Origin of the sequence: Trebonia kvetii, assembly GCF_007827045.1 — a bacterium.
Taxonomy (GTDB): Bacteria; Actinomycetota; Actinomycetes; order Streptosporangiales; family Streptosporangiaceae; genus Trebonia; species Trebonia kvetii.
Map to the genome: position 1 here is coordinate 708371 of NZ_RPFW01000004.1, position 18494 is coordinate 726864.

Annotated in this window: 21 protein-coding genes and 1 tRNA gene; 13 read left to right on the top strand and 9 right to left on the bottom strand. The window is 70.1% G+C overall.

Annotation, left to right across the window (positions count from 1 at the left end; translation table 11 throughout):
* Positions 1-14 precede the first annotated feature (14 nt).
* The gene (locus EAS64_RS46850; protein ID WP_281283304.1) at positions 15-1352 is read left to right on the top strand and encodes a dipeptide ABC transporter ATP-binding protein; all 1338 of its coding nucleotides are present in this window, start codon (positions 15-17) and stop codon (positions 1350-1352) included.
* 278 nt (positions 1353-1630) lie between these two features.
* Here EAS64_RS46850 and EAS64_RS23175 read toward each other — a convergent pair whose 3' ends face one another.
* On the bottom strand, positions 1631-2041 hold the full coding sequence (locus EAS64_RS23175) for a winged helix-turn-helix transcriptional regulator (protein ID WP_145855959.1): 411 nt from the start codon (positions 2039-2041) through the stop codon (positions 1631-1633).
* Positions 2042-2173: 132 nt separating this feature from the next.
* On the opposite strand from EAS64_RS23175, the gene EAS64_RS23180 reads away from it, so the two are divergent.
* On the top strand, positions 2174-2737 hold the full coding sequence (locus tag EAS64_RS23180; protein WP_145855961.1) for a YceI family protein: 564 nt from the start codon (positions 2174-2176) through the stop codon (positions 2735-2737).
* Positions 2738-2850: 113 nt separating this feature from the next.
* On the opposite strand, the gene EAS64_RS23185 is transcribed toward EAS64_RS23180, so the two are convergent.
* On the bottom strand, positions 2851-3132 hold the full coding sequence (locus tag EAS64_RS23185; RefSeq protein WP_145855963.1) for a hypothetical protein: 282 nt from the start codon (positions 3130-3132) through the stop codon (positions 2851-2853).
* A 9-nt stretch (positions 3133-3141) separates the two neighbouring features.
* A complete protein-coding gene (locus EAS64_RS23190) occupies positions 3142-3927 on the bottom strand; it encodes a class I SAM-dependent methyltransferase (RefSeq protein WP_246115820.1) in 786 nt (261 codons plus the stop codon).
* Positions 3928-4036: 109 nt separating this feature from the next.
* Here EAS64_RS23190 and EAS64_RS23195 point away from each other — a divergent pair, with 109 nt between their 5' ends.
* The 4 genes from EAS64_RS23195 to EAS64_RS23210 all read left to right on the top strand — a co-directional run bounded on the left by EAS64_RS23195 (position 4037) and on the right by EAS64_RS23210 (position 6787).
* The gene (locus EAS64_RS23195) at positions 4037-4585 is read left to right on the top strand and encodes a DUF4232 domain-containing protein (RefSeq protein WP_187366121.1); all 549 of its coding nucleotides are present in this window, start codon (positions 4037-4039) and stop codon (positions 4583-4585) included.
* A gap of 130 nt (positions 4586-4715) precedes the next feature.
* Positions 4716-5276 (top strand): DUF4232 domain-containing protein, encoded by a 561-nt coding sequence (locus EAS64_RS23200; protein WP_145855966.1) that lies wholly within the window; start codon positions 4716-4718, stop codon positions 5274-5276.
* Between the two features lie 9 nt (positions 5277-5285).
* Positions 5286-6017, top strand: a complete 732-nt coding sequence (locus tag EAS64_RS23205; protein ID WP_187366122.1) for an SAM-dependent methyltransferase — start codon at positions 5286-5288, stop codon at positions 6015-6017.
* The gene (locus EAS64_RS23210; protein WP_145855970.1) at positions 6014-6787 is read left to right on the top strand and encodes an MBL fold metallo-hydrolase; all 774 of its coding nucleotides are present in this window, start codon (positions 6014-6016) and stop codon (positions 6785-6787) included. Before EAS64_RS23205 ends, EAS64_RS23210 begins: the two co-directional genes overlap by 4 nt.
* 86 nt (positions 6788-6873) lie before the next feature.
* On the opposite strand, the gene EAS64_RS23215 is transcribed toward EAS64_RS23210, so the two are convergent.
* Complete coding sequence (locus EAS64_RS23215) at positions 6874-7326, bottom strand: nitroreductase family deazaflavin-dependent oxidoreductase (protein WP_145855972.1); 453 nt, start codon at positions 7324-7326, stop codon at positions 6874-6876.
* Between the two features lie 41 nt (positions 7327-7367).
* Positions 7368-7517, bottom strand: a complete 150-nt coding sequence (locus tag EAS64_RS43755; protein ID WP_187366123.1) for a hypothetical protein — start codon at positions 7515-7517, stop codon at positions 7368-7370.
* Between EAS64_RS43755 and EAS64_RS23220 the strand changes: the two genes are divergently transcribed.
* Positions 7507-8460, top strand: a complete 954-nt coding sequence (locus EAS64_RS23220; RefSeq protein WP_145855974.1) for a hypothetical protein — start codon at positions 7507-7509, stop codon at positions 8458-8460. The genes EAS64_RS43755 and EAS64_RS23220 overlap by 11 nt on opposite strands.
* 79 nt (positions 8461-8539) lie before the next feature.
* On the opposite strand, the gene EAS64_RS23225 is transcribed toward EAS64_RS23220, so the two are convergent.
* From EAS64_RS23225 to EAS64_RS23235, 3 genes are all read right to left on the bottom strand, one after another.
* Positions 8540-8791: a DUF6457 domain-containing protein gene (locus EAS64_RS23225; RefSeq protein WP_222849522.1), complete on the bottom strand. Its 252-nt coding sequence runs from the start codon at positions 8789-8791 to the stop codon at positions 8540-8542.
* Positions 8792-8833: 42 nt separating this feature from the next.
* Complete coding sequence (locus EAS64_RS23230) at positions 8834-9163, bottom strand: hypothetical protein (protein WP_145855976.1); 330 nt, start codon at positions 9161-9163, stop codon at positions 8834-8836.
* A 269-nt stretch (positions 9164-9432) separates the two neighbouring features.
* A tRNA-Pro gene (locus EAS64_RS23235) sits at positions 9433-9508 on the bottom strand.
* An 85-nt stretch (positions 9509-9593) separates the two neighbouring features.
* Here EAS64_RS23235 and EAS64_RS23240 point away from each other — a divergent pair.
* Positions 9594-10442: a biosynthetic peptidoglycan transglycosylase gene (locus EAS64_RS23240; RefSeq protein ID WP_145855978.1), complete on the top strand. Its 849-nt coding sequence runs from the start codon at positions 9594-9596 to the stop codon at positions 10440-10442.
* Between the two features lie 10 nt (positions 10443-10452).
* Here the strand turns inward: EAS64_RS23240 and EAS64_RS23245 are convergent, their stop codons facing one another.
* Entirely contained in the window at positions 10453-10983 is a 531-nt protein-coding gene (locus tag EAS64_RS23245) for a GtrA family protein (protein WP_187366124.1), read from the bottom strand.
* Positions 10984-11080: 97 nt separating this feature from the next.
* Here EAS64_RS23245 and EAS64_RS23250 point away from each other — a divergent pair, with 97 nt between their 5' ends.
* Genes EAS64_RS23250 through EAS64_RS23270 form a run of 5 tightly spaced genes read left to right on the top strand, consistent with a single transcriptional unit; the run spans position 11081 to position 18434 of the window.
* A complete protein-coding gene (locus tag EAS64_RS23250; protein WP_145855982.1) occupies positions 11081-12010 on the top strand; it encodes an ABC transporter ATP-binding protein in 930 nt (309 codons plus the stop codon).
* Positions 12010-12846: an ABC transporter permease gene (locus EAS64_RS23255; RefSeq protein WP_145855984.1), complete on the top strand. Its 837-nt coding sequence runs from the start codon at positions 12010-12012 to the stop codon at positions 12844-12846. Before EAS64_RS23250 ends, EAS64_RS23255 begins: the two co-directional genes overlap by 1 nt.
* On the top strand, positions 12839-13732 hold the full coding sequence (locus tag EAS64_RS23260) for an ABC transporter permease (protein WP_145855986.1): 894 nt from the start codon (positions 12839-12841) through the stop codon (positions 13730-13732). Before EAS64_RS23255 ends, EAS64_RS23260 begins: the two co-directional genes overlap by 8 nt.
* Before the next feature lie 39 nt (positions 13733-13771).
* Positions 13772-15493, top strand: a complete 1722-nt coding sequence (locus tag EAS64_RS23265; protein ID WP_145855987.1) for a DUF2079 domain-containing protein — start codon at positions 13772-13774, stop codon at positions 15491-15493.
* Positions 15494-15548: 55 nt separating this feature from the next.
* Entirely contained in the window at positions 15549-18434 is a 2886-nt protein-coding gene (locus tag EAS64_RS23270; RefSeq protein WP_145855989.1) for an FAD-binding and (Fe-S)-binding domain-containing protein, read from the top strand.
* Positions 18435-18494 lie beyond the last annotated feature (60 nt).

Here is an 18494-nt window from a genome sequence, read left to right on the forward strand (position 1 = left end):
CGACCGCCCTGGACGTGAGCATCCAGAAGCAGATCCTCGAGCTCATCGACGGCCTGCGGGAGCGGCTGGGGATGTCGGTCATCCTGGTCACCCACGACCTCGGCGTGATCGCCGGCCGGGCCGACCGGGTGGCCGTCATGTACGCGGGCAAGGTCGTGGAGACCACCGAGACGTCGCTGTTGTACGCCAACCCGCGCCACCCGTACACCGAGGCGCTCTTCCACGCCCTGCCTGAAAAGTCGGCGGAGACGCGGGAGCGGCTGTACTCGATACCCGGCGCGCCGCCGGACCTGGTCAACCCGCCCAAGGGCTGCCGGTTCGCGCCGCGCTGCCGGTACGCCACCGACAAGTGCCGCGCCGAGGACCCGATGCTGACCGGCGAGACCACGGCGCACACCTACCGCTGCTTCTACCCGGTCGGCGCGCAGGAGAAGACGGTCGCCGGGCAGCTCACCGTCGTGGAGCCGACCGGGGAGCAGAGCACCGCGGCGGTCGAGGAGATCGTGCCTGGCGCTGTCGTGCTTCGCGCGAGCAACCTGGTCAAGGATTTCCCGGTCACCAAGGGCATGCTGCAGCGCAAGGTCGGCTCGGTCAGCGCAGTCGCCGACGTGTCGTTCGAGATCCGCAAGGGCGAGACGCTCGGCCTCGTCGGCGAGTCCGGCTGCGGCAAGACGACGATCGGCCGAATGCTGGTCGGCCTGGAGAAGCCGACGGCCGGATCGTTCGCCAAGGTCAAGGAGATGCTCGGCAAGGTCGGGCTCCCCGAGGCGTGGACCGAGCGCTATCCGCACGAGTTCTCCGGCGGTCAGCGCCAGCGGCTCGGCTTCGCCCGCGCGCTGATGCTCAACCCCCAGCTCATCATCGCCGACGAGCCGGTGTCCGCGCTTGATGTCTCCATCCAGGCGCGGGTGCTCAACATGATGCGCGACCTGCAGCGGGAGATGGGCCTGACCTACCTGTTCATCTCCCACGACCTGTCCGTCGTGCGGTACTTGTCCAACCACATTGGGGTCATGTACCTCGGCAAGCTGGTGGAGATCGGCACCGCCGACGAGGTGTACCTGCGCCCGGCGCATCCGTACACCAAGGGCCTGATCGAGTCGGCGCCCACCGCCGACCCGGCCACGGAACGGGCCAAGGTCAACGCGGGGATCACCGGCGAGCTGCCGAGCGCGCTGCACCCGCCGACGGGCTGCCGGTTCCGCACCCGCTGCCCGATCGCCCAGGAGCTCTGCTCCACCGTCGAGCCCGAGCTGAAGGCCTACGGCGCGGCCAGTCACATGGCCGCCTGCCACTTCGCGCTCCAGCCCCCGGTGGAGGCGGTGACCACCGCGGCGGAGCAGGTGTCCTAGGGCAGGGCGAGAGCGGATTGAGCGGAACGGGTGCGGCTGACACTGGCCGCGCCCGTTCGGCGTCGCCCTGCTCGAGCGTTTCCCCGAGGGCTACCGCTACCTCGCCTACCTGCAGGTCCAGGCGGGCTACCCGGTGAAGCCGGACATGCCGGGGCTGCGCGGTCCCGCCGTCGAGGAACTGTACGCGCGCGGCGCGGCCTGGCTCGCGGGCGGTGGGTCCCCGCACGGCGGGCCATCCGCTTAGGTCGGCGGGCTCGGCCCAAGCCGGCAGAGCCGGGCTAGCCCGCCGCCGCTTCGGGACACGCGGGCTCATCGGCGCGGCCGTCGTAGGCGGCCCGTGCCTCCTCGATCTCCGGCAGATGGCTGTCCGCCCAGGACACCAGCTGCCCGATCGCCTCCCGCAGGGTCTCGCCGAGGGGGGTGAGGGCGTAGTCCACCCGCGGCGGCACGGCGGCGTGCACGGTCCGGGTGAGGATGCCGTCCCGCTCCAGACCGCGCAATGTTACGGTAAGCATGCGCGCGGTGATGCCGTCGATGCCGCGCAGCAGCTCGCTGAACCGGAGCTGCCCGCCGCCGAGCCGGTCCACCACGTAGATCGACCACTTATCACCGACGCGGTCCAGCACCGCGCGGACCCGGCACGTGGACGACGCGTACCCCGGGGCCGTTTCGCCGTCTGTAGCCGTCATGACTTCAAGGTTACGCGGTAGCCTGGCGTGACGACAGTGCTTGACACTTCAACCATCCTTGGTTACTGTTAGGAAGTAACGCACTCCAGCGTAGCAATAGCAGTTTGACCGTTCCCTTTCCCTGGAGGCTCGATGAGCACGTCCGCCGTACAAATCCCCGGCTATATCGCCGGGACCTGGGCGATTGACCCCGTTCACTCCGAGGTCTCGTTCACCGTCCGGCACATGATGGTCAGCAAGGTCCGTGGCCGCTTCGACACGTTCGAGGGCACCATCGTGACCGGAGAAGACCCTTTCGCCTCGTCCGTCACGGCCTCGGTTGACCTCTCCTCGATCAACACCGGCCAGGAGCAGCGCGATGCGCACATCCGCAGCGCCGACTTCTTCGAGGTGGAGAAGTACCCGACGATGACCTTCGTCTCCACCGGCATCAAGGAGGCCGAGGAGGGATTCGTGCTTGAGGGTGAGCTGACCCTCAAGGGCGTCACCAAGACGGTCGCCTTTGACCTTGAGGTCAGCGGCTTCGGCCCGGACGCCTACGGCGGCACCCGCGTCGGCTTCTCCGCGATCAGCCACATCAACCGCATGGACTATGGCGTGGCCTTTAACGGCCCGATCCCTGGTGTGCCTGGCGGCGTCGCGGTCAGCGAGAACGTCACCATCAACCTCGAGATCGAGGGCGTCCTGCAGGCCTAAGACAGGCCCGCGGTCGTCGGCCGAGCGCGGCATGCCCCCACGGGGTATGCCGCGCTCGCTGATTTTCCCGCCTACCTCGCCGTCCCGCCGCGGTCCGCGCGACCGCGGTGACGCTACTTCTTCGGCGGGTGCTTGCGCAGGTAGTCCAGGTAGAGCGGGCGCAGTTCGTCGGCCAGGTTGCCCTCGCGGAGCGTCAGCGCATCGGACAGCAGCGACGACACCTTGGTGAGGTCCTCGCCCGCCTCGCGCACGTCACCCTCGAGGGTCTCCGCAGCGGGTATGGCGCGCAGTAGCTCCCAGAAGAAGCCCAGGTCGGCGTGGTGCCGCGCACGGCTGGTGGCCAGGTCGGCCAGTTCCTGCGACGACAGGGAGTCAAGGTCGGTCTCGGTGTCCACGTCTGGACTCTATCCCGCGTTGCGGACAGCACGGATCACCGAGGTGACCATGGGCAGGTCGAACTCGCCGGCGGCCGTCTCCGGCCGGGACCCGAGGTAGGCGCGGATGTTGGCGATCAGCGGGTTCCTGTCGCCCGGCTCCATGACGAGCACCTGCGAATGCGTTCCGATCAGCGAGACAAGCGAGTCGGCCGTCAGCCGGTGCGAGTTGGGGAACTCAGCGCGCTCGGTCGGCGTGAACAGGGCCCGGCCGAACTGCGCAGGACCCCAGCTGGCCGCCTCCGACCTGCGGCGGGACAACGAAGGCGACGCCGCGCCCGCTGCCGCCTCCTGCAGCCCCGCCACCCAGTCGACCCGGTCGTCGTCGCTGTTCCACAGCCCGCCGAGCGTTCCGCCCGGCACAAGCACCCGGGCGATCTCCGGCAGCGCCCGCTCCAGGTTGAACCAGTGCAGCGCCTGGCCGCAGAGCACCGCGTCCACAGCGCCGTCGGGCAGCGGTATCGCCTCGGCAGACCCGGCAAGCGCGCGCACCGCGGGCAGCTGGCGCCGCAGTTCCGTCAGCATCGCCTCGTCGGGCTCGACCGCCGTGACATTCGCGCCGAGCCGCGCCAGCAGCGCGGTCAGCTTCCCGGTGCCCGCGCCGAGGTCGAGCACCCGCAGCGACCCGATGTCACCAACCGGTGCGGTGCACCAGCGCACCGCGTCCGCCGGGTAGTCCGGCCGGTATTCCGCGTACGCCTGCGCCACGGCGCCGAAAGACGAACCCCGCCTCATCCACACATCCGCGTCATCCACGCCCAACACTGTAGTCACAACCGCTGAGCCCGCTGTGGCGTCCTTAAGACGAGGGGTTAGCCGCCGGGGATGGGTCCCGGCACCGCCTCGAGTCAAAGGAAGCATGAGCATGGGCAAGCCATTCCGCCGCCTCATCGCGGCTGCCAGCGCAGCGCTCGCGATCGGCATCGGCTCCGCCGCCTGGGCGGCTACGTCCGCTTCCGCCGCATCGGCACCGGCCACCGTCAAGGCGTGCACCGCCGGCCAGCTGTCGGTGTGGATCAGCCCGGACGCGCTGAACGGCGCGGCGGGCACCTTCTACTACCCGCTCGAGTTCACGAACCACAGCGGCCACGCGTGCGCCACCGGCGGTTACCCCGGCGTCTCGGCGCTCGGCGCGAACGGCAAGCAGCTCGGCCTGGCGGCCGCGCGGAACCACGTGTACGCAGGCAAGGTCGTGACGATTCCGGCCGGCGGCACCGCGCACGCGCTGTTCGCCTACGGCAACGCCGAGGTCTCCAGCTCCGGCTGCAAGCCGAAGACCGCGATGGAGCTGCGGGTCTACCCGCCGAACTCGAAGACCGCCATCCACGCGTTCTTCGACCTGCCGTCCTGCTCACTCGGCGGCAGGCACGTCTACCTGACGGTGGCCGTGATCCAGCCGGGGACGAACATCTAGCACCGACATGACCTCCGAGCAGTCGTCCGACTCTGGTCTGGCTCAATTCAGCCGACCTAGCTTCGCAATGAAAACACAATCCCCCCGACGTAGCTTCGCAACGCAAGCACGGCACTTGTAGGAGGACGCAATGTTCAAGCGCAACATCCGCCGGGCCGCCATCGCCTCGGCGTCCGCACTTACCCTCGGCATCGGCGCGGCCGTATGGGCAACGTCGGCCTCGGCGTCCGCCGCCGCGCCCGCCGCGAGCACGCCGCGGTGCACCGCCGCGGACCTGTCGGTCTGGCTGAACCTCGGCGAGGCCAACGCTGCCGCGGGCACCGCCTTCTACCCGCTCGAGTTCACCAACGTGAGCAACCACGCCTGTCACCTGTTCGGGTACCCGGGAGTGTCCGCGCTCAACGGCAACGGCAAGCAGCTCGGCAACGCGGCGGGCCGCAACGCGCGGTTCAAGCCCACCACGGTGACCATCGCTGCGGGCGGCACCGCGCACGCCGACCTGGGCTGGGTCGACGTGGGGAACTTCCCCGCGAGCAAGTGCAAGCCGACGACGGCGACCATCGTCCGCGCCTTCCCGCCTGGCGCGACGCACTCCGACCGCGGGTTCGCCCCGCTGCGCTCGTGCTCGGTGAAGGGGGAGACCTACATCTTCGTCACGACCGTCCGTCCTGGCCCGAACGCCGACGACTAAGATCTGGGGGTGCTCGATACCAGCACCCCGAACCTCGCACGTGCCTGCGATTACCTGCTCGGCGGCGGAGCCAGCTTCGCCGCCGACAGGGCGCTCGCGCTGCGGCTGGAAGCGATCCATCCCGGCCTGCGGGAACTGCTGTTCTCCTCCCGCACCTATGCGGCCGACACCGTCGCGCGCGTCGCGCGCGGCGGCGTCAGCCAGTACCTGAACATCGGCTCCGGCCTGCCGACCACCCCGTCCACCCACGAGACCGCCCGCGCCTTCCTACCGGGCGCCCGCGTCGCCTACGTCGACAGGGACCCCGTGGTGACCGATCACGGGCGCGTGCTGGTGCCACCGGGCGTCCGCTACTCGACGGGGGACCTTGCCGAGCCGGAGGCGATCCTGGCAAGCGCCGACGTCGCCGGGTTTCTCGACCTGTCCCGGCCGGTCTGCCTGATCCTCACGCTCGTGCTGCAGACGCTGGACCCGGGCACCGCCAGAGCCGTCGCCGGCGTGCTCGTCCGCGCGCTCGCGCCCGGCAGCTACCTCATCGCGACGGCCGCACCGGGGCCGACTGGCCGGCTGCCCGACTTCACCTGGCCGCTGCCGTTGACCCCCGACGACCTCGGGTCGTTCTTCGCCGGGCTCGACCTGCTGCCTCCCGGAGTGCACGAGGGTCTAGGCGCACCCGAGGGCCGGGTGCTGTGCGCCGCCGGCATCAAGCCGGGCGGCGCCGGGCCAGGGGAGCGGGCATGAACGAGCCAGCGGTCCGTGAGGTTGCCCGCGGCGTCTGGGTCGCCACCGCGCGGAAGTACACCACGACCACGACGATCGTCGCCGGCAGCGACGGAGGCTGCCTGCTTGTCGACCCCGCGGTGAGCGTCGCTGACCTGGCCGCACTAGCCGGCTGGCTCGGCGCGCACGCCCTGCGGCCCGTGGCCGGCTGGTCCACCCACCCGCACTGGGATCACCTGCTCTGGTCCGCGGCGCTTGGCGACGCGCCGCGGTACGCGACGCCGCGTGCGGTGGCGGCGGCGGCGCGCGAGGAGGCTGGCCTGATCGAGGGGGTGACGGCCAGCGCGCCCGGCCACGACCTGACGCTGTTCGCCCGCGTCACCGCGCTGTCCGGCCGGGAGATCGACTGGCCGGGGCCGCGCGCCGTGGTGCTCGCGCACGACGCGCACGCCCCGGGCCACGGTGCCGTCTTCCTTCCCGACACCGGAGTGCTGATCGCCGGCGACATGTGCTCTGACATCGAGATACCGCTGCCTGACCTGGACACCGCGAACCCGTTCGGTGAGTACCGGGAAGGCCTCGGCCTGCTGGCCGAGGCGGACGCCGCGGTCCTTGTGCCTGGTCACGGCCACGTGGGCGACGGGCCCGAGTTCCGCCGCCGGGTCGCCGCCGACCTCGCCTACCTGGACGCGGTCGCGGCGGGTACCGACATCACCGACGAGCGGCTCACCGAGAAGTGGCTGCGCATCGAGCACGCTCGCGCCCTCGCCCGGGCGCGCGCGGCGCGGTAGCCCGCGCAGCGGCGCCACCGGACAGCGATGGTGGACGTTGAGGCACACTCCCAGGTGCCTCAACGTCCACCATCAGCGCGTTGCGGTCAGGACCCGCTGCCCGACGGCTCGAGCACGAAGACCGGGATGAGCCTGTCGGTCTTCTTCTGGTAGTCCGCATACGGCGGGAAGGCCGCGACGGCCCGGTCCCACCACAGGGCGCGCTCGTCTCCGCTGATCTCGCGGGCCGTCGCCTCCCAGGTCTGCTGACCGTCCTGCACGACCACCTGCGGATTCGCCCGCAGGTTGTACACCCAGACCGGGTTCTGCGGCGCGCCGCCCTTGGAGCCGACCGCCAGGTAGGCACCATCGTGCTCCACGCGCATCAGCGGAGTCTTGCGGACCACGCCGGTCTTGGCGCCGCGGTTGGTGACGATCACGACCGGCAGTCCCGTGTCGCGCAACGTCGTTCCCGTGGTCCCGCCGGAACCCTCGTACTCTTCGACTTGCTCCCGCACCCAGCCGGCCGTGCTCGGCACGTACTCACCATCGATAGCCATGCCACTATCCAACACCGTGGCGGCAGGTGATCTTCCGCACGCTAGCGGATCAGCCCCGACAGCACGTCGTCCGGGTCAGAGCCAGGAGTAAGCGCGGCGGTCTGCGTGACCCCGTTGGCGTTGGTGGCCGGCCTGGTCGACGGACGGGTCGCGACCGTTTCCGTGGGCGCGGCCGGCGCCTTGGCCTTCACCGTCGTCTTCTTGACGGTCTTAGCCTTGGGCTTCCCATTGGCCGCCGGCTTCCCGGCGGCCTTCGCGGTCACCTTGGGCTTGGCGGCGGCCTTCGGCTTGGCGGCCGCCTTGCCTGGCTTGGCCGTTTTCTTGGCCTCCTTGCCGCCGGCCGCTGACGCGGCGGGCGTGGCCTTGGCCGCGCTCGACGATGCGGCGCCCGCGGACGCCGCGGGCGTGGCCTTCGCCGCCGTCGCCCTGGAAGCCGTCGCCCTGGCGGCGGTCCTGGCAGTCGCGGACCTCGCCGGAGACTTCGCCGCGGACGCTGTCGTCGAGCGACCGGCCGCTGCAGCGCGCGCGGTGGCCGGCTTGGCCGATGCGGTCTTCGCCGCGGCTGGCTTCGGCGCGGCGGCGAGCGTCTTCGCGGCGTTGTTCAGCGACGTGACCGCGGTCTCAAGGGCCTTGGTCGCGGTCGAGATCGCGGTCAGCGCGCTTGTCAGCGTCCTGGCCGAGGTGGATGCCTTGGTCGCGGCGACGTTCAGCTTGCTGGCGGCCGAGGTCACCCGGGTCGCTGCGGTGCTGACCGTCCGCGGCGTCACCGCGGTCGTTCGGGCTGACGAGGACCGCGACGCGGTCGTCGAACGGCTTGCGGTCGTCTTGCTCGCCGCGGTCTTCGCGCCGGTGGTCCTGGTGCCCGTTTCCCGCGTGCCTGTTGTCCTGCTGGACGCGGTCTTCGCGCCCGTGCTCCCGGTGCCGGTGGCGCGCGTGCCGGACGCACGCGTGGCGCGTGTCCCCGTGGTCCTGGTGCTCGCGGCCTTTGGGCCGGTGGTCTTCTTGGCGGTGCCAGAGGTTTTTGTGCCAGCGGCGGAACCGGCGCGGCTAGGGCTCGCGGTCCGTGCTGAAGCGGTCGTGGTCGCCGCGCTCTTCGTGGGTGGCACTGATCTTCCCCCGATCTGGATCAGTTAACGGGGGTGGTCATTCCACGGAGAGTGACGTCCTACACCTGTCTTGACCGGGAAAACCGCAGGAAAAGACGGACTAACCGTTACTGTTCGCTACTCTCACCCGACGGGAGCAGCTCCGCGACGATGCGCAGCGCCTCTTGCGGCGACGCGCCGCGCCCCACCGCGACCCCGATCAGATAGCTGGTCCACGGCACCGCGACCCGCACCACGTTGTGCGCGATCTCCCCGGTCAGTCCCAGGATCTCCTCGCGCAGCGGCTCGGAAAGCAGCTCGCCGACCGGCACCCCGAGAGCCAGCCCCACATCGGACAGCCAGTCATCAACGTCCGCCATCGTCACCCCTCTTATCGAGAGCCGTCTGCCCCCACGAAGAAATCATCTCAGCTCACTGCCACGAGCTAACGCAGGAGTAAGCGCCTGCGCCGTTCGCGCCGCCATCTCTTCCTCCGCCGCCACTCCGAGCAGCCCCCGGGCATTCCCCACGATGTACTTCCGGTAGGTCCGCAGGAGCACGCGGACCCGTCCGGCAAGCGCGCGGCTCGGGATCAGGTACATCGTCATGTCCCGGTCGACGATGAAGAACAGGTCGATCTCGTCAGGAGAGTAGGCGAGCAGGTGCCCCTTCTTCGAGTGCGTATCTGGATGATGCCCGACTGTCACCGTCCAGCCGTTCTGCTGGGCGAAGGTGGTTGTCTTGACCTGCACCCGGCTAACGCCGCCGGGAGTCCCGACGCTCTTGGTGGCAAGTCCCAGTCTCGAAAGTAGGCACGGCGCCGGACGACCCGGATCGCTCCGGCGGACCGGGATCGTTCGCCGAATCCCACCAGGAGCATCACACTGCGCCAGTTTGTGGACGCCATGATTGCGTCGGCAAGCTGGGTGTCAGTCCACGACGGTTGCGGAGTTGCAATAGGCCCGGTCATACGCGCAGCGTACGGCGTACCAACGACATTCGACCGCGAGCGGTCACACTGTCGGGACGGGGAGATTCGAACTCCCGATCCCCTGGCCCCCAGCCAGGTGCCCTGAACCAAACTAGGCCACGTCCCGTTGCTGGCCACGGAATGCGCCAGCGGACATACCTTAGCGCACCGGAGCAGTGATCGGGTAACGGTAGCGGCTAGCATCAAGGGCGATGGGCGATACCAGGCCGCTTCCGCCGCAATCAGCACAGCCGGGTCAGCCGGGTGAGCCGGGCCAAGCGGGTCAGCCACCGGGAAAGAAAAGCCAGCCAGCGTCCCGCAGGCGCCGGTGGCTCAGGCGTGCGGGGATCGTCGTCGCGGCGCTGCTCGTCGTCGTGATCGCCGGCCTGAGCGTGATCTGGGTGGCCACCCCGTCCGCCAGCGACGCGATCGCACTGGCGCAAGCCCAGGCGAGGGCGCACGGCATCGCCTACCCCGGACCCGCTGTGCCGGAGAACTTCGCGCGGCCACTGATCGCCACCGAGGATCAGCGGTATTACGGTGAGCCGGGCGTTGACCTGCTCGCCGTCGGCCGCGTGGTGCAGGCCAAGCTCAGCGGCGGCAACGACCAGGGCGGCGCGACGATTGAGCAGCAGCTCGCCAAGATGCTGTACACGCCGACCCATCCGTCAGGGTTCGGCGCCGAGCTGAAGCAGGTGGCCCTCGCCGTCAAGCTCAACCTGAGGTACTCCAAGGCCGAGATCCTCGACCTGTATGCCGAGGTCGCCTACTACGGCCACGGCTATTACGGTCTTGAGGCGGCGAGCTGCGGCTACTTCGGCCACCCGGCGAGTGAGCTGACGGTGGTCCAGGGTGCGATGCTGGCCGGCGTGGTCAACGCGCCGAGCATCGATGACCCGATCAACGATCCTGGCAATGCGAGGGCCAGGCTCGAGCACGTCATCGCGCGCATGGTCGCCGTCGGTTACCTGACGAGCGCGCAGGGGACTGCGGTGCTCAGCACGCCGCTCGGACTCACTGCGACCGCCACCACGACCACCGGCGGCGGCTCGAGCTGCTAGCAAGCAGCGCCTAGGGCAGCGTCGCCGTGGCGAGTTCCTCGGCTTCGTCCTGCTCGGGCGGTATCGAGTTGAAGACGAACTTGCGGTAGCAGACCAGCCGGAAGAGCGTCGCGAACACCATGCCGATGACCGTCGCGATGTTAAGCGAGATCCGGTCGTGGTTGCCAAGCGCGTAGTGGTTGAAGTCGACGAACGCGGTCTGGATCACCGTGCCGACCAGGTTGAAGAAGACGAACAGCACCGTCTCGCGACCCATGTTCGCGGTCTTGCGGTGCCGGAAGGCCCAGTAGCGGTTGCCGAGGTAGGCGAAGCAGGTGGCGATCGCGTTCGCCACCACGACCGAGGTGGTCGGCCCGGCGTGCCCGTACAGGGCGTTCTGCACCGCGAAGGTGATGATCGTGGCCACCAGCCCCACGACACCGAACTTGCCAATCTCGTGGATCAGCACCCGAAACCGGAGGTAGTAGTCGCGGATCAGACTCAACTGGCTCAGTTCCTCTCGCGTGCCAGGCACCCCTGCTGTGGCCAGCCGGGACGTCATGACCTGGATGCACCTTAGACGCGCGAACGCGCCTTCCCGATGACGCCCACGCAAAACCATTCGGAGCGGACCTGAACTGCCAGGTATCCTCCGTCAAGTGCCTAAGGTACTTGTTCGCGCCAGAGGCCTGACGAAGCGGTTCGGCAGCTTCATCGCTGTGGACGGGATCAACTTTGATCTTTTCCGCGGTGAGGCGTTCGGCTTTCTCGGCCCGAACGGTGCCGGGAAATCCTCCACCATGCGCATGCTCGGCTGCGTCTCTCCGCCGACACTCGGTGATCTTACCATTCTCGGCGGTGACCCAATCCGAGATGGCGCGGCGATTCGCGCACGTCTTGGCGTTGTCCCCCAAGAAGACACACTGGACGGCGAGCTTACGGTTCGCGAAAATCTGCTGGTCTACGGCCGGTACTTCGGGCTGTCCCGCAAGCTGATCAACGAGCGGACCGACCAGCTGCTCGACTTCGTTCAGCTCACAGAACGGGCAAACGACCAGGTCGACCCGCTGTCCGGCGGCATGAAACGCCGCCTCACGATCGCGCGGAGCCTGATCAACGACCCGGAGATCCTGATACTCGACGAGCCGACCACCGGTCTCGACCCGCAGGCCAGGCACGTGGTCTGGGACCGCCTTTTCAGCCTCAAGCAGCGCGGCGTCACGCTCATCCTCACCACGCACTACATGGAAGAGGCCGAGCAGCTGTGCGACCGCCTGGTGGTCATGGACCACGGCAGGATCGCCGCTCAGGGCACGCCGCGGGAGCTGATCGCCCAGTACTCCACGCCCGAGGTCGTCGAGCTGAGGTTCCCTCCCGGGCAGCAGGAGGAGTGGGTGGCGAAGATCAAGGACCTGTCACCGGAACGGATGGAGGTGACCGCCGACCGGATGCTGCTCTACGCGGCGGACGGCGACGAGTTCCTCGAACGGGTGCGCGCGGCGGGCATCGAGCCGCTCACCGAACTTGTCCGCAGGTCGTCGCTCGAGGACGTGTTCCTGCACCTCACCGGCCGCACTCTGGTCGACTGATGAGTGCCGACGCCCTTTACCTGGAGCCGCCTCGCCTGGAGACACTGCCGAAGCTGCCGAACTCGGTGGTCCTGTCGTTCCGCGCGTTCCGCTGCTGGCTGCTGATGTACCAGCGGACCTGGCGCGCTTCTGTCTGGTCGTCGGTGCTCGGCCCGCTTTTCTACCTGGGCGCGATGGGCTACGGCCTTGGCTCGCTCGTTGACAAGAACGGCACGGCGGCGCTCGGCGGCGTCAGCTACGTGGTCTTTGTCGCCCCGGCGGTGCTGGCGGTGCACTCGATGAACTCCGGCATGGGCAACGCGCTGTTCCCGGTGTTCGGCGGCATGCACTGGAACCGGATCTACATCGCGGCCAAGGCGACGATGCTGCGCCCCGTCGACATCTACCGCGGGCACCTGCTGTTCATCACGATGCGGATCGCGATGAACGCGGCCGTCTTCATCGTGTTCATGGCCGCCTTCGGGCTGATCACCTCGCCGTGGGCGGTGCTGCTTCTGCCCGCCGCGGTGCTGCTCGGCGTGGCGTTCGCGACCCCGTGCGCCGCCTGGGCGGTCACCCTCGAGCACGATATGGCGATGAACTACCCGATCAGGTTCGGCGCGATACCGCTGATGCTGTTCTCCGGCACGTTCTTCCCGGTCAGCCAGCTGCCCGGCTGGATAAGGCCGCTCGCCTACGCGACGCCGCTGTGGCACGGGGTGGCGCTGTGCCGCGGGCTCAGCCTCGGCACGCTGACCGCGGGCTCGGCCGCGCTCCACGTGGGGTACCTGGCCGCGCTCACGGCCACCGGGCTGTGGTTCGGCGCGCGGACCTACCGCAGGCGGCTGTATGTCTGACCTGCCCGTGCCCGGAGGCGGAGCGGAGGCGGCGGGGGTCGCACGCGGTATCCGCCCGGGGGGACGACCACCCGGAGCCCCCCGCAACGGTTCCGGATCATCGTCGTGGATCACCGTCGTCCCGGGAGCGCGCGGGCTGCGGCTCATCGAGCGGCACGCGCGGTTCTACCGGAAGCTGTGGCTCCTGGTCGCGTCGGGGGCGGCGGAACCGCTGTTCTACCTGCTTTCTGTGGGGGTCGGGATCGGCGGCCTGATCGGCACCGTGGCCGGTCCTGGCGGGCAGCAGGTGCCATACCGGGAGTTCGTCGCGCCGGGCCTGCTCGCGGTGTCCGCGCTGAACGGCGCGCTCGCCGACTCCACGTTCAACATCTACGGGCGGCTGAAGTTCGAGAAGCTCTACGACGCGGTGCTCACCACGCCGCTCGGTGCGCGGGATGTCGCGTTCGCCGAGATCGGCTGGGCGGTGCTGCGCGGCATGATCTACTCGGTGTCCTTCCTGATCGTGATGGCCGCGATGGGACTGATCTCCTCGCCGTGGGCGATACTCGCGATGCCTGGCGCCGGCCTTATCGCCTTCGCCACGGCGGCGATCGGGGTGTTCCTCACCTCGTTCATGAAGTCATGGCAGGACTTCGACTACGTGATGCTCGTCTCCGTGCCGCTGTTCCTGTTCTCCGGCACGTTCTATCCGATATCGGTGTACCCGCACGTCATCGGCCTGATCGTGGAGTGGACTCCGCTCTACCAGGGCGTGGTGATCCTCCGTGACCTGGTGCTCGGCGTGCCGTCGCCCGACCTGCTGTGGCGGGCCGCGTACCTGCTCGCGCTCGGCGTCGTCGGGCTGTCGCTCGCCGGCAGGCGGATCGCCAAACTGCTGCTCGTCTGAGGGCAGCTCGGGGTCGACTGTTCGCGATAGGATACGGGCGTGCTGGGGGAGCGCCGCCCGCGCGCCACTACGGCGAACACCGCCGCGGCCGGGGCCGACGACCGCACTCCTGCCGTGCCGTCTGCCGCCCTGACCCAGCCGGATATCGCAGGTCCGCACGCGTCGTCCCCGGCGGCCGCGGCCCCGGGCAGTGCCTGGCGGGACCCCGTGCCGTGGGCGATCGCGTCGCTCGTGTTCTGCGGCTACTTCACGCTGTCGCTGTACCGGTTGCTGCAGCTCAACCCGGCGTCGTACGACCTGGGCATCTACACCGAGTACGTCAAGCAGCTGTCGCAGCTGCACGCCCCGGTCGTCGACATCCTGGCGCCGGGATTCAACCTGCTCGGCAATCATTTTCAGGTCGGGGTGGCCGTGCTCGCCCCGTTCTTCCGCGCCTTCCCCTCGCCGGCCACGCTGCTGTTCTTCCAGGCGCTGGCGGTCGCGGTGTCGGTGTTCCCGGTAACGACGGCGGGTACCGCGCTCGCCGGGCGCACGGCGGGACGGCTGATCGGCTTTGCCTACGGCTTCTCCTGGGGCCTGCAGCAGATGATCAACGCCGATTTTCACGAGATCGCCCTCGCCGTGCCGCTGCTCGCGTTTTCGCTGTCCGCGCTCGTCCGCCGCCGTCCGGCGGCGGCGATCTGCTGGGCGATGCCGCTGGTGTTCATCGAGGAGGACCAGGGGTTCAGCGTGGCCGCCATCGGCCTGCTCCTGGTGTTGTCCGCGCTGCGGCCACGGCTGCTCGCGGCGCTGTCCCTGTTGCCCTCGGCCATGTCCGGCCGCGGCACAGGCGAGGGTTTCGCGGCATGGGGCGACGGCTCCACGGCCGCCGACCGGGTCAGCCCCGAGGGGTACCGCCACACCGCGCTGTGGGGCGGGGTGTTCCTCGTCGGCTGGGGCGTGTTCTGGACGGTGTTCGCGATCACGGTCTTCATCCCGCACTTCAACCCCGTCCATCAGTACTACTTCTGGAAGGACGGCGGTGTCGTCGGCGGAGGCGCCCGCGGCTCATTCTCCCCTGGCCGCATCGCCGTTCAGCTGGGCCACGGCTGGTCCGTCAAGCTGCGGACAACCGTGGTGCTCCTGCTGCCCACGGCGTTCGCCGCGCTCTGCTCGCCTGTCGCGCTGATCGGCCTGCCTGGCCTGGCGCTGCGTTTCGTGTCGACCAATACCGCCTACTGGGGTACGGACTGGCAGTACAACGCGACGATCATGCCGGTCCTTTTCATCGCGGCGGCGGAGGCGATCGGCCGCTGGCAGCGGCTCTCTCGTCCGGCGGGCGCGGAGGTGTCGCCGCCGGCGACCAGGCTGGCGGCGTGGGTCATCGTGCGGCGCGGCGTCGCCAGGCACGGGCCGGCGATGATGGCGGCGATCGCGGTCGCGTTCGCCTTCCAGTTCCCGCTCAACAACCTGTGGCACGGCGACACCTACCGGATCGACGCGCACGTGCAGGCGGCCGATGCCGCGATGGCCGTCGTCCCCGACGGCGCGACCGTGCAGACAACACTCGGCATGCTCGCGCCGCTCGCCGCGCGCACCGACACCTTCTGGATCGGCACCGCGGGCAATCCGCTCACCCAGTACGTCGTCTTCGACAACAACGACAGCGGCTACAGCCCGGCCATCAAGGACGTGCCCGCCTTCATCGCCGGCCTGTACCCGCACGACGGCTACGTAGAGGTCTTCGAACGCGACTACGTCTACGTCTTCCGCCGCACCTGAGCACACGGCAAGGCCGCGCGCCGCGGGATCGCGGGGCGGCACTAGGCTTTCGGGAATGGTGACCACGACCGGTGAGGCGCGGGTGGCGGACCTGACCGCGGCGCTGCGCAAAGCGGGCCTGTCCGAGATCGACACCGCCGTCCGGCGGCGCGCGGAGTACTCATCGGACGCGTCCAACTACCGGGTGGTGCCCTCCGCCGTGGTGTTCCCCCGCCATGCCGAGGAGATCGAGGCGGCGCTCTCGGTCTGCCGCGAGCTTGGCGTGCCGCTCGTGACACGCGGCGCGGGGACGTCGATCGCGGGCAACGCGCTGTCGGCCGGCGTCGTGCTCGACACCTCGCGGCATCTCAGCCAGGTGCTGGCCGTCGACCCTGAGGCGCGGACCGCGGTCGTCCAGCCGGGCACCGTCCTTGATTCGATCACCAGGGCGGCGGCGCCGTACGGGCTGCGCTTCGGGCCCGACCCGTCCACGCACTCGCGCGCCACGATCGGCGGCGCGATCGGCAACAACGCCTGCGGTTCGCGCGCGCTGCGCTACGGGCGGACCGCCGACAACGTCGTCGAGCTCGACCTGGTGACCGGCGCAGGGGTGCGCTTCACCGCGCGTCGCTACGGCGTCGGCCTGGTCCGCGACCCGGCGAGCGCCGCGGTGGAGGCCGGCGGCGCGGAGGCGCCGCTGCTGTCGGAACTCGGCGCGCTCGTCGGCGGCAACCTGGCCGTCATCAGGACGGAGTTCGGCAGGTTCACCCGCCAGGTGTCCGGCTACTCGCTCGAGCACCTGCTGCCGGAGAGCGGCGCCGACCTCGCCAAGTTCCTGTCGGGCACCGAGGGCACGCTGGCGTTGACACTCGGCGCGACCGTCCGACTGGTGGACGCGCCGCGCGCCACCGCGCTCGCGGTGCTCGGCTACCCGGACATGGCCACTGCCGCGGAGGCGGTGCCCGCACTGCTGCCGCACCTGCCCGTCGCGCTCGAGGGCCTGGACTCCCGGATGGTCGACTTGTTCCGCGATCGCCGCGGCGCGGCCGCGGTCCCTGAACTGCCGCGCGGCGGCGGCTGGCTGTTCATCGAGACCGCGGGGGCCACCGAGGCCGAGGCCGCCGACGCGGCGCGCAAGCTGGCGGCCGACGCATCCTGCCTGGGCAGCGCCGTGATCACCGGGCCGAAGGCGGCGGCGCTTTGGCGCATTCGCGAGGACGGCGCGGGTCTTGGCGGCCGCACACCGGACGGTGCGCCTGCCTGGCCCGGCTGGGAGGACTCCGCGGTGCCGCCCGCCTCGCTCGGACCGTACCTGCGGGAGTTGTCACCGCTGATGGCGCGGCACGGCGTCGACGGACTGCTTTACGGGCACTTCGGTGACGGCTGCGTGCACGTGCGTATCGACTTCCCGCTCCGCGACCGGCCCGCGGTGCTGCGCGCCTTCGTGGAGGACGCCGCGAAGCTCGCCGCGTCCTACGGCGGCTCGGCGTCCGGCGAGCACGGCGACGGCCGGGCGCGCGGCGAACTGCTCGCCGCGATGTACTCGCCAGCCGCTATCGGCCTGTTCGGCGCGGTGAAGCGGCTGTTCGACCCGGCGAACCTGCTCAACCCGGGTGTCATCGTCGACCCGGCGCCGCTCGATGCCGACCTGCGGGTCCCGCTGGCGCTGCCGATCAGGCGCGGCCTTGGCTTCGCCTACCCGCACGACGCCGGCGACTTCACCGCTGCGGTGCACCGCTGCACCGGCGTGGGCAAGTGCCGCGCGGACAACACCGCGTCCGGTGGGGTCATGTGCCCGTCCTATCTGGCCACCAGGGACGAGAAGGACTCGACACGTGGCCGCGCCCGCGTCCTGCAGGAACTGGCCAACGGCTCGCTTGTCTCCGCCGGCTGGCAAGCGCCGGAGGTGGCCGAGGTGCTCGACCTGTGCCTGTCCTGCAAGGGCTGCTCCTCCGATTGCCCGGCAGGCGTGGACATGGCCACCTACAAGGCCGAGGCGCTCTACCAGCGCTATCGCCGACGGCTGCGACCCGCCTCGCACTACTCACTCGGCTGGCTGCCCCGCTGGGCCGGGCTGACGGCGCGCTCACCCTGGCTGGCCCGGCTGGCCAACGCGTCGCTGCGCGTCGCACCGGTCGCGGCGCTCGCCAAGCGGCTCGGCGGCATCGACCACCGCCGCGACCTGCCCACGTTCGCGCCGCAGAGTTTCCGCCAGTGGTTCGCCGGCCGCCAGCAAACGGCGACCACCGCCCGCAAGCCGGTGCTCCTGTGGGTGGACACGTTCACCAACGCGTTCGCGCCGCGGGTCGGCCAGGCCGCGGTGCGGGTCCTCGAGGACGCCGGCTACGAGGTCCGTGTCACCGGCCAGAACGTCTGCTGCGGACTTACCTGGATTTCCACCGGACAGCTCGACGGCGCCCGCCGTCAGCTGCGCCGCACCCTGCGCGCGCTGCAGCCCGCGCTCGACGCGGGCATCCCGATCGTCGGACTAGAGCCGTCCTGTACCGCGGCCCTCCGCGGCGATGCCGCTGAGCTGCTGCACGGCGACAAGCAGGCGGCGGCCCTGGCCGGCGCGGTGCGGACGCTGGCGGAGCTGCTGTCCACGACCGAGGGGTGGCGGGCGCCGGACCTGTCCGGCGTCACGGGCATCGCGCAGCCGCACTGCCACCAGCACGCCGTACTCGGCTGGGACGCCGATGCCGCCCTGCTCCGCGACGCCGGCGCGGCGATCAGCGCCGTCGGCGGCTGCTGCGGCCTGGCAGGCAACTTCGGCGTGGAGCGCGGCCACTATGAGGTGTCGGTCGCCGTGGCGGAGACCGCGCTGCTGCCCGCGGTGCGCAAGGCGGGGAAGAAGGCGACCGTCCTGGCCGACGGCTTCTCCTGCCGCACCCAGCTCGATCAGCTGGCCGGAATCCCGGGCGCCCACCTAGCCGAGCTCCTCGCCTCCCGCCTCGACCAGTAACCGGCATCCGTACGCGGATTATTGGGGTACTTAGCGGTCAAATACCGACCCCCAAGTACA